The organism is Moraxella sp. RCAD0137 (assembly GCF_002894025.1).
Lineage (GTDB): Bacteria > Pseudomonadota > Gammaproteobacteria > Pseudomonadales > Moraxellaceae > Moraxella > Moraxella porci.
Genome location: NZ_LTCC01000009.1, coordinates 38,341 through 49,840 on the forward strand (window position 1 = coordinate 38,341; position 11,500 = coordinate 49,840).

Consider the following 11,500-nt stretch of genomic DNA (forward strand, 5'->3'; position numbering starts at 1 on the left):
TGAAATTATGCTAACAACTCTAAAAAATACAGCAGTTGGTATCGCAAGTATCGTCCGCTCAATGTGGATGGTCAATAGCCATGCCTTGCGTCCCCGTGACACCATTTTGTACCCAGAGCAGCCTGTGCCAGTGCCACCACGTTTTCGTGGTCGCATTGTCCTGACCCGTGACCCTGATGGCGATGAGCGTTGTGTGGCGTGTAACCTTTGTGCGGTGGCGTGTCCTGTGGGCTGTATTAGTCTACAAAAAGCTGAACGAGATGATGGTCGTTGGTATCCTGAATTTTTCCGTATCAACTTCTCTCGCTGTGTGTTCTGCGGTATGTGTGAAGAAGCGTGTCCGACGACAGCCATTCAGCTGACACCAGATTTTGAAATCGGTGAATACAACCGCCAAAACCTAGTCTATGAAAAAGAGCATCTGCTCATCTCAGGGCCAGGTAAATATCCTGATTATAACTACTATCGTGTGACTGGCATGGCGACCGAAAATCAACCAAAAGGTTCGCACCAAAACGAAGCTGCACCGATTGATGTGCGGAGTTTATTACCATGATGACGATTTTATCCGATATTTTAAGTAATGCCAATTTGGTCGGCTTTTATGCCTTGGCAGCTGTGGCAGTGTTTGCTAGTTTTCGAGTGGTGACGCACGCCAATCCAGTGCACGCCATTTTATCGATGATTGTATCATTGTTGGCAGTAGCAGGGATTTTCTTTATCTTGGGTGCGCCATTTGCAGGTGTGCTTGAGGTGATTGTCTACGCTGGTGCAATTTTGGTGTTATTTGTCTTTGTGATCATGATGCTAAATCTAGGCACGGATGTCAGTGAAGAAAAATCATGGCTGACTTCAAGTGCTTGGGCGACGCCTGTGTGCTTGATGCTGATTATCGCAACTGTGCTTGTGGGTCTGATTCTAGCATCATCTGATACCAATCAAATGCTTAATGACCAAACCATCGACGCCAAAGCGGTCGGCACAAGCTTATTTACCCAATATGTGCTACTGGTCGAAGTGGCGGCATTTTTGCTATTGGGTACTTTGGTAGCGGCTTATCATCTGGGCAAAAAAGCACTTGACGATGAGAACTTTAGCCATTACCAAGATACAGAAGATGCAGCAAATGCACCAAACCATCAGCCTGATGGCCCGGTCTTTACTGATCATAACAAACGCCAAGGAGGTCTGTAATGGCGACAAATTTGCAGACAGCGGTCACTGACATGGCAGTGCAAGCGGGGCAACAAGTGGCAAATTTGGGCATCCCATCATCACACGCACTGATTTTGGCAGCGATTTTATTTGCCATTGGTTTGGTGGGTGTGATGGCACGCCGCAATGTGCTTTTTATGCTGATGAGCCTTGAGATTATGATGAACTCGACTGCATTGGCATTTGTGGTTGCAGGCAATATGTGGGGCAGCCCAGATGGTCAAATCATGTTTATTTTTGTGCTGACATTGGCAGCAGCAGAAGCGGCGATTGGTTTGGCGATTTTGCTTCAGTTCTACCATCGATTCCGCAATCTTGATGTGAATCAAGCCAGTCGATTAAAGGGGTAAGACATGAGTATGCTAGCGTGGACTTTTATTTGCCCACTGATTGGTTTTTTGATCTTAGCAAGCTTGCGTGATCGCCTATCTGAAACAATGGCTACCATTGTTGGTGTGGGTAGTATGGCATTATCGGCAATCTTTGCCTTGATGACATCACTGGATTATTTCCAAAATTATAATGGACAAGCGGTGAATGTACCGCTATGGACTTGGCTAAAAGTGGGCGAGTTTGCCCCAGCTTTTGGCTTGCAGTTTGATGGTCTGACTTTGACCATGACCGCCATCATTACTGGCGTGGGCTTTTTGATTCACCTATTTGCTTCATGGTATATGAAGGGTGAAGATGGTTTTGCACGCTTTTTTAGCTACCTAAACCTATTCGTCGCCAGTATGCTACTACTAGTGCAGGGCGATAACCTTTTGTTACTATACCTAGGCTGGGAAGGTGTTGGTATCTGCTCATACCTATTGATTGGTTTTTATTATTCTGAGCGTGCCAATGGCCGTGCGGCGATCAAGGCATTCACCGTGACCCGTGTGGGCGATGTGTTTTTGGCGATTGGTTTATTCCTATTGTTCCGTGAGTTTGGCACCTTGACCATCTCTGAGATCATCACCAAAGCGCCTGAAGTATTTAGTGTCAATAATCCTACGATGATTTTGACGACCATGATGCTGGTGGGCGGTGCTTGGGGTAAGTCAGCACAGATTCCACTACACACATGGCTTGCTGATGCGATGGCAGGCCCGACGCCTGTCTCAGCGTTGATTCACGCGGCGACAATGGTGACGGCTGGCGTGTATCTGATCGCTCGTATGCATCCACTATTTGTCCTAACGCCTGAAGTGCTACTATACTGGGTAGGTGGCGTTGGTGCAATCTCAATGCTGGTTGCAGGTTTTTGTGCCTTGGCGCAGACAGACATCAAGCGTATCTTAGCATACTCAACCATGAGTCAGCTTGGCTATATGTTCATCGCGCTCGGTGTGGGCGCATGGCAAGCGGCGATTTTCCACTTGATGACGCACGCATTCTTTAAGGCATTGCTATTCTTGGCATCAGGTGCGGTGATTTTGTCAGTGCATCACGAACAAAACATCTTTAAGATGGGTGGTTTGTATAAGAAAATCCCACTGGTCTTTGCTTGCTTTGTCGTCGGTGGTGGTGCCTTGGTGGCGTTGCCTTGGGTGACTGTCGGTTTCTACTCAAAAGAAGCGATTCTTTGGGAAGCGTATGCAGGCGGTTATCAAACCCTTTTCTGGGCAGGTGTCGTCGGTGCATTCTTGACATCGGTTTATACTTTCCGCTTGATTTGGATTACCTTCTTTGGTGAAGAAAAAACCCATGCACATAAGCTATCAGGCATCTCATACTGGCTGCCTTTGACGGTACTACTTGTGCTATCAACGGGTGTGGGCGCACTGCTTGTACCACCATTGACAGGCGTACTACCACTTGGCCCTGGTGCACTACTTGAGCAAGCAGGTGATGCTCATGCCAAGCATACGGCTGAATATATCGCTGTTGGTTTTATGGCGGCAGGATTGCTACTGGCTGTGATTTTGTATGTATTTAACAAAGGTCGCCTGCTTGAATGCTTTAAAAAGACTGCCATCGGTGGTGCGATGTATCATTGGTGCTATCATGGCTTGGGCTTTGATGCGTTGTATGACATCGTCTTTGTCAAGCCATTCTTGGCAATCGCCAAAGCACTACGCAATGACCCAGTGGATAAGCTGATCAATGTTTTCCCTGCATTGGCATCAGTGGGCAACAAATTGACCGCAAAAACCCAAACTGGTCTATTGCGTACACACGCGATTAGCTTTGGTTTTGGCTTGGTCATTCTTCTAATCTTGGCAATGATGATGGTGGTGTAAGATGGCATTAGAACAAAATTGGATACTGCCAGCATTGATTGCAATTCCGTTTATTGCAGGTTTATTGTGCTGGCTGATTGAGAAAGTGGATGATCGCTTGCCACGGTGGATTGCACTGATTGGCATGGTGATTACCTTTGGCCTGACTTTGGTGCTATGGCAGCAAGGCGGTATGAATACCTTGCTTGCAACCGAAGGGGCGGTCGATAAAAATAACCTACCTTGGGCAGCGCAGTTTATCCTACCGTGGATTCCAACCTTTGGCATCAAATTCCACTTGGCGATGGATGGCCTATCGCTATTGATGATTGCTTTGACGGCATTTTTGGGCATCATGGCAGTTGGTTGTTCATGGGGCGAAATTCAGCGCCGTGTGGGCTTTTTCCACCTAAATCTACTATGGAGCTTGGGTGGCGTCATTGGTGTCTTTTTGGCAATTGACTTATTCTTATTCTTCTTCTTTTGGGAATTGATGCTATTGCCAATTTATTTTTTGATTGCGTTGTGGGGTCATAATGCCACAGGCGGTCGCACCAAAGAATACGCTGCCACCAAGTTCTTTATTTATACCCAAGCATCTGGCCTGATTATGCTGATTGGTATCTTGCTACTGGTCATCATTCATTTTAGCCAAACTGGGGTGCTAAGCTTTGATTATCACGATCTTTTGGGTCTAAATCTTGGCGGTTGGGAATACATCATCATGCTGTGCTTCTTTATCGGCTTTGCGGTGAAGTTGCCAATTTTCCCACTGCACGGCTGGCTACCTGAAGCACACGCCCAAGCACCGACCGCAGGTTCTGTGGACTTGGCAGGTATCTTGATTAAGACAGCGGCATTTGGTTTATTACGCTTTGTCTTGCCATTATTCCCAACGGCATCTGCTGAATTTGCACCGATTGCGATTGTACTTGGTATGATTGGCGTATTCTATGGTGCGTTCTTGGCATTTGCCCAAAGCGATGTCAAACGACTGCTTGCCTATACCAGTATCTCACACATGGGCTTTGTGGTGCTGGCGATCTATGCTGGTACTTTGGTATCACTACAAGGCTTGATGGTGCAGATGATCGCACATGGTCTGTCAAGTGCAGCACTATTTATCATGGCAGGTCAGCTGTATGAGCGTCTGCATACGCGTGATTTGACCTTGATGGGCGGTATGTGGGGTCAGTTCCGCTACTTTGCACCACTATTGATGTTCTTTAGTGCAGCCTTGCTGGGTATTCCGGGTACGGGTAACTTTATCGGTGAGATTTTGATTTTGCTTGGTGCATTTGAATTGCATCCGATTGCCACCATCTTGGCGACTGTGAGCCTTGTGCTAGCAGGTCTGTACTCGCTGATTATGATTTATCAAGCGTTCTTTGGCAAAAATACCACCGCTGCACTGGTCAAACAAAATGGCGGTAAGCTCAAAGACCTTGGCAAGCGAGAACTGCTACTGCTCGTGACTTTGGGTGCTGGTCTAGTATGGCTTGGTCTATATCCACAGCCAGTACTGGATAAATCACAAAGCTCAATGCAGTGGATCTCACAAGCTTATACCTATGATGTCAAAGCGGGTGATACCGAGCATGGTGTACGCCTGATTGATGGTAATATGGGTGACTTTATGCAAGAGCACGCCAATCATCTGCATGGTGTCGGACATGATGCCAAGCATGAACACGGACACCATGGTCATCATGGTCACAACCACACACACGGAGAGTAATTATGGATCATATGATTTTCGCATCTGTTTCGTCATTACTGCCGATGGTTGTGGTGGCGCTGACAGCCTTGGTGGTAATGTTCGCCATCGCTATGAAACGCTCACATTTTTGGACGGCGACCATCAGTGTCGTTGGTCTGAACATTGCTTTACTTGCTTTATTGGCACAGGCGATGGGTCTGATACCATCAGGCGGTACACTGGGTGAGTTGTTCATGTTTGATGGCTTTGCCAAATTTAATATGGGCGTGATTTTGATTGCGTCATTGGCGTGCTGTACGCTGTCTTATGGTTATTTTGAGACACTCAAAGATAATAAAGATGAGCTGTATCTGTTGATGCTGATTTCAACTTTGGGTGCGATGTTGATGACAGGTGCCGAGCATTTGGCGGCATTCTTTATGAGTCTTGAGCTGTTGTCTGTGCCGATGTATGGGATGCTTGCCTATACGTTCTTGCGTGCTCGTTCGCTTGAAGCTGGTCTAAAATACCTGGTACTATCGGCAGCAGCATCAGCGACGCTATTGATGGGTATGGCACTGATTTTTGCTGATACTGGTACGCTGTATTTTGATGACTTGGCAAGAGCAATGCTTAGCAGTGAAGTGAGCAGCTTATTCGCTGTTGGTGCGGTGATGATGGTGGTATCGATTGCCTTTAAGCTGTCGGCAGCACCGTTTCATGCGTGGGTGTCTGATGTCTATGAGGGCGCACCATCACCAGTGGCGGCATTCTTGGCAAGTGTTAGTAAAGTTGCCATGATGGCATTGGCGCTCAGATTCTTAATCGGCAGCCATGTGGTCATTACGCCATTATCCGAGATGATCTTAACAGTGATCATCGTAGCATCCATCGTGATTGGTAACTTACTTGCCATTCGTCAAGACAATCTTAAGCGCATGTTGGCATATTCATCGATTGCCCATATCGGCTATGCACTGATTGCATTGCTTGCGGTGCAAGGTGGTGGCACAGGTTTGGTGAGTCTGTACATGGCAGTGTACGCACTGACATCGATTGGCGCCTTTGGTGTAATTGCTTTGATGTCTAGTCCATATCGTGAGCGTGGTCATACATCAATCAGTGGCGAGGCGGACGAGCTGAGATTTTATCAAGGTCTGTTCTGGCGTCGTCCTGTCTTGACTGCAGTCTTGACCGTGATGCTATTGTCATTGGCGGGTATCCCATTGACCGCAGGCTTTATCACCAAATTCACCATCTTCTTTGCTGCTGTGCAGGGAATGCGTTTTTGGGCGGCTGGGATGATCATCCTTGGCAGTGCCATCGGCTTGTACTACTATCTGCGAGTATTGGTCAATCTATACCAAAAACCAAAAACCAACCTTGAATTTGATGCACACCAGCATTGGGGTGTCAAAGCAGGTGGTGTGATGGTGATGATTGTGACTGCTTTGGTCTTGATCTTTGGTGTCTTGCCAGAGGGCATGATGCAATTGGCAGGACTTGCGGTGATTCGCTAATCGCCAATCTGATTTGAAACAAGCACCGTGATTGGTGCTTGTTTTGTTTGGATGGCTTTGGTATATTGTATTTTTTTAAATAATGAATGACAGCCTATGAGCGACGAAAAAGCCATCGCACTGACCGTGCTTTCAAAGACCGTTTGGTCGGATACTTTATTTAGCTTTACCACGACACGCCCTGAGGGTTTTCGCTTTGAGGCAGGGCAGTTTGTGCGACTGGGCATAAATCCAAGCGAGCTTAGTGCCAATCAAGGCAAAAGTGTGCCTGATGAGCGGATTTTTCGGGCATATTCGGTCGCATCATCGCCGTATGATGAGGTGCTTGAATTTTTCTCGGTGGTCGTGCCAGACGGGGCGTTTACTTCACAGCTTCAGCATCTACAAGCCAATGACACGCTATGGCTCAATCCCACGCCGTTTGGCTTTTTGACTTTATCTCGCTATCAAGAACCAGCACCCAAGACACTGTGGCTATTATCCACTGGGACGGGGCTTGCTCCGTTTCTATCTATGTTGCAGGATTTATATACTTGGGAAAATTACCAAAACATCATCTTGGTGTATAGTGCTCGCACAAGCCATGAATTGGCTTACCAAGATAAAATCCGAGAACTTGGTGAGACTTTCGGTGCGATGAGCGAGCAGACGGTGAATTTTAGGTATATTCCCATTGTGACTCGTGAAGCGGTTGATGGCTGTTTGCAGGCTCGTATTCCGACGCTGATTGAACAAGGGGGGCTTGAACGAGCGGCAGGCATAGCATTGGACGCTGATAGCCATGTGATGCTTTGCGGCAATCCTGCAATGGTTGATGACACCAAAGAAGCACTCAAAGCCAAGGGCTTGACGATGAATCGACGCGGCGTGGGCAATATCGCTGTTGAGAATTATTGGTAAATGGATGAAAAATGATGAAAAATATTAATCAAGCCACCACAGCACTGATTGTGGTCGATGTCCAAAATGGCTTTATCACAGGCAATCTTGCGGTAAACAATGCCGAACGCGTCGTGCCGATCATTAATCAGCTTGCCAAACAATTTGAGCACGTGGTGATGACTCAAGATTATCACCCTGCCAATCATATCTCATTTGCTTCTAATCATGCTGATAAGCAGCCATTTGACACCATCGTGCTCAAGTATGGCGAGCAGATTCTGTGGCCTGACCACTGTATTCAAGGTACGGATGATGCCAATTTTCATCCCGATTTGGACATTCCACACGCACAGTTGATCATCCGTAAGGGTCATCATTGGCAAGTGGATAGCTATTCGGGTTTTATGGAAGCTGATGGCACCATGACAGGGCTGGATGGCTATCTAAAACAGCGTGGCATCGATACGGTCTATGTGGTGGGGATTGCCACCGATTTTTGTGTGGCGTGGACAGCGATGGATGCCGCCAATCTTGGCTATCACTGCACGGTACTGATGGATGCGACCGCTGCCATTGACCAAGATGGCTCACTACAAGCTGCCATCGATGATATGCAAGCGATGGATGTGGTGCTGGATTTTAGTAAATTTGCACAAGATTAAGCGCTCTATAAGGCGATCAAATAGAAGGCTTAATCGATATTTGATTAATTAGATATTAATAAAAATGAAAAAAATAAAATCAAGCAAGCTGTCGGTTGTTTTTTGTGATGGATTGATGTTGATGGCTCTTTGATCGTCTGTACTATAGCTTAAGCATTGGTCATCGGCTGATTAATCTTATGGCAAATAGCCTACAGCAAACCGTGAATCATCCCACCAACCAAAAACCCCATCATTCCGATAATCACACTCATGCCAGTGTTGATGCCGCGAGCGGTGGCAAGGATGGTGGCGATGATACCGCAGATGGTGGCAATCATCGGGCTATACTCAGTCGGCGCCTCAAAAAACGGCAACATCAGTACCATCGTCATCGCAACGATGATCGCACCGCCAAGAGGTGCTAAGGGCGAATTTTCGGCGGTAAAAAAACGAATGATGGGCGAATTATCAGGTAATAAAAACGGCAACGCACGAGACAAGGCGGTCAAAAACGCCATCGCCACCACAGCAATTACCAAAGTCGAAAAATTAGCTTGGCTAAACATGGCTACCTCTTATCGTCTGATGCGATTGATGGCTAATTGCACAAGCACACCTGAAAAGCCCGCCACCAGTAGCGCAATTTCACCATGACCATACTGTGTGTAGAGGATGGTAATCACCGCTGAGACAATCAATGCAATACGAAAGCGCGGCTCACTGATAAAAGCGTGCGTCGAGAGCGAGACGAATAACGCCACAAACGCAAAATTCATCACCGCACTCATCGTCGGATAATCAGCCAGCAGTTTGCCGCCATAAATCCCAGCAATTGTCCCGCCCCACCATGAGACCCATGAGACGAGGGCAAGCCCGATCAGCCATGGCTTTTGGTTGTCGATGTCTTTGAGCTTTGCCATCGCTGTGGCAAAGACCTCATCGGTAATCAGTGGCGCAATCCAAATCATGCCATCACTGGATTTGAGATGGCGTTTCATCAGTGGGGCATATAACAGATGCCGAGAGTCGAGCAGGGCGCACAGTCCGACCACTGCCGTCACGCTCGCACCGCTCATGATGGAGGCGAATAACAAAAACTGACTAGCCCCTGCATAAATAAACAAACTCATCGCCACAATCACCCAAGTGGGAAATCCTGCCGCCGTCGTCGCCATACCAAAAGCGATCGCCACAGGGATATAGCCTAGCGCGATGGGTAGGGCGGCTTGACAGCCTTGGCGTAGTGCTTGTTGATTGGACTGGCTCATAATGGTAAATCGATAAAAATCACTATTATAACCAAGTTTAATAAATTAGCAATATTTATCAAAGGTGATGGCGGTTGTGGGATGGCCATCGACATTAGCTGAAAGTATGAAGAAATTACGCTGGGCGGTTTGGTGTTATCATGATAAATAGGCGCCCAGTCTCAAGCTGCTGCCTTTGACTAAGCAGTCTGAATGCCAAAAAAATGCCCAATCAAACTGGTCGCAGCCAGAGCAACAACACCCCAAATCACCACGCGAGCCATCGCAAGCATCTTATTGGCACCGCCCAGATGAGCTGAGAGCATGCCTAGCAGCGCCAGTCCTACCAATGTCGCGATCCATAAGGCCGTGATGCGCATCGGCTGAGGTGTCACATAAACGCACAACAGTGGCAAGATCGCACCCATCACAAATGATGCAGCTGATGCCAGTGCGGCTTGAAGGGGATTGGCAGACAGATCCTCATTTAGTCCGATCTCATCGCGTGCATGCGCTTGTAGTGCATCGTGTTTGGTCAGGGCTTCAGCGACTTTGGCGGCAAGATCGGCATCCAGACCTCTGGACTGATAAATTTGGGTCAGTTCTTTTAGCTCATTGTCAGGGTTGTGCATCAGCTCATATGCTTCTTTGGCAAGATCGGCCTTTTCGGTGTCTGCCTGCGATGACACGGAGACATATTCACCAGCTGCCATACTGATGGCACCAGCGATGAGTGATGCCACACCAGTCAAGATCAGCGTCTGTTCACTGCTGCCTGCAGCGGCAACACCCATCAGTAGGCTTGCGGTGCTGATCAGCCCATCATTGGCGCCCAACACTGTGGCGCGCAGCCAGTTGTTGCGATTGCTAAAATGAGGTTCGGGATGGATGCTTCTCATGTGATGATCCGTGTTTGATTTTATATTATCTTAGTATAGCATATCACTGTGTTAAGTGCATATAAAGCAGTTTATCTGCATCAAAAAGTCATGAGGCAACAGGTCTGTGTGTATAGGTGGCTCAAATCGGTTGCTTGGCGTTGCTTAGTAAATATGTAGCGTATATCAAGCCATGGTGGCAGATGTTGCCAAAGTATTATTTTTTATGAAATAATACAGTCTTTAATTATGATAATTGGATTGGTGGAAGTTTGATATGTTTAAAAAATTCATGGCATGGATGCTGACCATCTTGCCCTTATGTGCATCAGCCAATGACATTTTGCTATCAAAGGCAATATTTGATTTGGCACCTGTAGCGTGGCAGATGGAGGATGTGGCACAGGTAGATCGATCGCACTACCAAAAGCGGATGCTTACTTGGCAAACAGGGGGCGGTCAGGTGATGGTAGATGAGCATTATTTTGCCAAAGAGCCAGTATTTACTCAGCAGGATATTATCAGCTCTGAGTTGGGTGTGAATGAATTGGGATTTTTGTCAGCATTCATCAAAGTCACCCCTCAAGCAGCCATACGCCAAGAAAAAGCCACCCAGCAAGCACTAAAATCAGATCGAGGCAGTGCACATCTTTCTATCGTGGATGAATCTTTTTCGAAAGTATATGGTACATTGAGCTTGTATGTGCCAATCGATGGTGATGAGTTTGTGCTTAGCTTGCCTGATCCACTGCTATTATCCACGCATCAAAACTTACAGTTCGTGCTGTCTGAGTATGTCCCAACAGACGGCTATACGCTCAAAAGCATCACTCGCATCCCGCCACCTGAATCCATACAGCACCCAGTCTATGTTGCAGATTGGGGAATCAATCAAGACGACATCAAACAGCTTGCCATCATCAATCAAGGCGATATTTATGGTATCGGGTCGGATGTCTATATGCTCGTGGCGACACTCAAGCCATCAGCGATCGCCAAAAAAGATGCGTTGATGTTTGATACCAGCGTGGGTTTGATTATTCATCATCCGCACAAGTCATTTTGGCATGATTTTGCACCAAGTTATGAATATCAGCTTGCTTTGCCGGATAATCAAATCGCCATTGCGATGAGTTTTGAGCCTTCTATACTGACATCATTGTTTGAATAAAATTATCCCCAGCTTAAACTGGGGATTGACTGCACAGACA

Annotated in this window: 12 protein-coding genes; 9 read left to right on the plus strand and 3 right to left on the minus strand. The window is 47.1% G+C overall.

Annotated features, from left to right (window positions below; genetic code table 11):
• Positions 1–7: 7 nt before the first annotated feature.
• The 8 genes from nuoI to AZ602_RS06915 all read left to right on the plus strand — a co-directional run bounded on the left by nuoI (position 8) and on the right by AZ602_RS06915 (position 8,182).
• Complete coding sequence (nuoI, locus tag AZ602_RS06880; protein ID WP_103034300.1) at positions 8–556, plus strand: NADH-quinone oxidoreductase subunit NuoI; 549 nt, start codon at positions 8–10, stop codon at positions 554–556.
• Positions 553–1,194 (plus strand): NADH-quinone oxidoreductase subunit J, encoded by a 642-nt coding sequence (gene nuoJ / locus AZ602_RS06885; RefSeq protein WP_103034301.1) that lies wholly within the window; start codon positions 553–555, stop codon positions 1,192–1,194. The genes nuoI and nuoJ overlap by 4 nt, the downstream gene beginning before the upstream one ends.
• A gap of 32 nt (positions 1,195–1,226) precedes the next feature.
• Entirely contained in the window at positions 1,227–1,565 is a 339-nt protein-coding gene (gene nuoK, locus AZ602_RS06890) for an NADH-quinone oxidoreductase subunit NuoK (RefSeq protein ID WP_369803883.1), read from the plus strand.
• A gap of 3 nt (positions 1,566–1,568) precedes the next feature.
• Entirely contained in the window at positions 1,569–3,440 is a 1,872-nt protein-coding gene (gene nuoL, locus AZ602_RS06895; RefSeq protein ID WP_078317632.1) for an NADH-quinone oxidoreductase subunit L, read from the plus strand.
• Position 3,441: 1 nt separating this feature from the next.
• Positions 3,442–5,157: an NADH-quinone oxidoreductase subunit M gene (gene nuoM, locus AZ602_RS06900; RefSeq protein ID WP_103034303.1), complete on the plus strand. Its 1,716-nt coding sequence runs from the start codon at positions 3,442–3,444 to the stop codon at positions 5,155–5,157.
• A 2-nt stretch (positions 5,158–5,159) separates the two neighbouring features.
• Entirely contained in the window at positions 5,160–6,638 is a 1,479-nt protein-coding gene (locus AZ602_RS06905) for an NADH-quinone oxidoreductase subunit N (RefSeq protein WP_103034304.1), read from the plus strand.
• 96 nt (positions 6,639–6,734) lie between these two features.
• Positions 6,735–7,538 (plus strand): ferredoxin--NADP reductase, encoded by an 804-nt coding sequence (locus AZ602_RS06910; RefSeq protein WP_103034305.1) that lies wholly within the window; start codon positions 6,735–6,737, stop codon positions 7,536–7,538.
• 11 nt (positions 7,539–7,549) lie between these two features.
• The gene (locus AZ602_RS06915; RefSeq protein ID WP_103034306.1) at positions 7,550–8,182 is read left to right on the plus strand and encodes a nicotinamidase; all 633 of its coding nucleotides are present in this window, start codon (positions 7,550–7,552) and stop codon (positions 8,180–8,182) included.
• 191 nt (positions 8,183–8,373) lie between these two features.
• Here AZ602_RS06915 and AZ602_RS06920 read toward each other — a convergent pair whose 3' ends face one another.
• From AZ602_RS06920 to AZ602_RS06930, 3 genes are all read right to left on the minus strand, one after another.
• Positions 8,374–8,730: an AzlD domain-containing protein gene (locus AZ602_RS06920; protein WP_103034307.1), complete on the minus strand. Its 357-nt coding sequence runs from the start codon at positions 8,728–8,730 to the stop codon at positions 8,374–8,376.
• A gap of 9 nt (positions 8,731–8,739) precedes the next feature.
• On the minus strand, positions 8,740–9,432 hold the full coding sequence (locus tag AZ602_RS06925; protein WP_103034308.1) for an AzlC family ABC transporter permease: 693 nt from the start codon (positions 9,430–9,432) through the stop codon (positions 8,740–8,742).
• A 179-nt stretch (positions 9,433–9,611) separates the two neighbouring features.
• The gene (locus tag AZ602_RS06930; protein ID WP_103034309.1) at positions 9,612–10,310 is read right to left on the minus strand and encodes a VIT family protein; all 699 of its coding nucleotides are present in this window, start codon (positions 10,308–10,310) and stop codon (positions 9,612–9,614) included.
• Between the two features lie 256 nt (positions 10,311–10,566).
• Here AZ602_RS06930 and AZ602_RS06935 point away from each other — a divergent pair, with 256 nt between their 5' ends.
• A complete protein-coding gene (locus tag AZ602_RS06935) occupies positions 10,567–11,460 on the plus strand; it encodes a hypothetical protein (protein ID WP_103034310.1) in 894 nt (297 codons plus the stop codon).
• Positions 11,461–11,500 lie beyond the last annotated feature (40 nt).

Coding starts and splice junctions, on each gene's coding strand:
- nuoI (WP_103034300.1), top strand. CDS start 8: ATGCTAACAACTCTAAAAAATACAGCAGTTGGTATCGCAAGTATCGTC.
- nuoJ (WP_103034301.1), top strand. CDS start 553: ATGATGACGATTTTATCCGATATTTTAAGTAATGCCAATTTGGTCGGC.
- nuoK (WP_369803883.1), top strand. CDS start 1,227: ATGGCAGTGCAAGCGGGGCAACAAGTGGCAAATTTGGGCATCCCATCA.
- nuoL (WP_078317632.1), top strand. CDS start 1,569: ATGAGTATGCTAGCGTGGACTTTTATTTGCCCACTGATTGGTTTTTTG.
- nuoM (WP_103034303.1), top strand. CDS start 3,442: ATGGCATTAGAACAAAATTGGATACTGCCAGCATTGATTGCAATTCCG.
- AZ602_RS06905 (WP_103034304.1), top strand. CDS start 5,160: ATGGATCATATGATTTTCGCATCTGTTTCGTCATTACTGCCGATGGTT.
- AZ602_RS06910 (WP_103034305.1), top strand. CDS start 6,735: ATGAGCGACGAAAAAGCCATCGCACTGACCGTGCTTTCAAAGACCGTT.
- AZ602_RS06915 (WP_103034306.1), top strand. CDS start 7,550: ATGATGAAAAATATTAATCAAGCCACCACAGCACTGATTGTGGTCGAT.
- AZ602_RS06920 (WP_103034307.1), bottom strand. CDS start 8,730: ATGTTTAGCCAAGCTAATTTTTCGACTTTGGTAATTGCTGTGGTGGCG.
- AZ602_RS06925 (WP_103034308.1), bottom strand. CDS start 9,432: ATGAGCCAGTCCAATCAACAAGCACTACGCCAAGGCTGTCAAGCCGCC.
- AZ602_RS06930 (WP_103034309.1), bottom strand. CDS start 10,310: ATGAGAAGCATCCATCCCGAACCTCATTTTAGCAATCGCAACAACTGG.
- AZ602_RS06935 (WP_103034310.1), top strand. CDS start 10,567: ATGTTTAAAAAATTCATGGCATGGATGCTGACCATCTTGCCCTTATGT.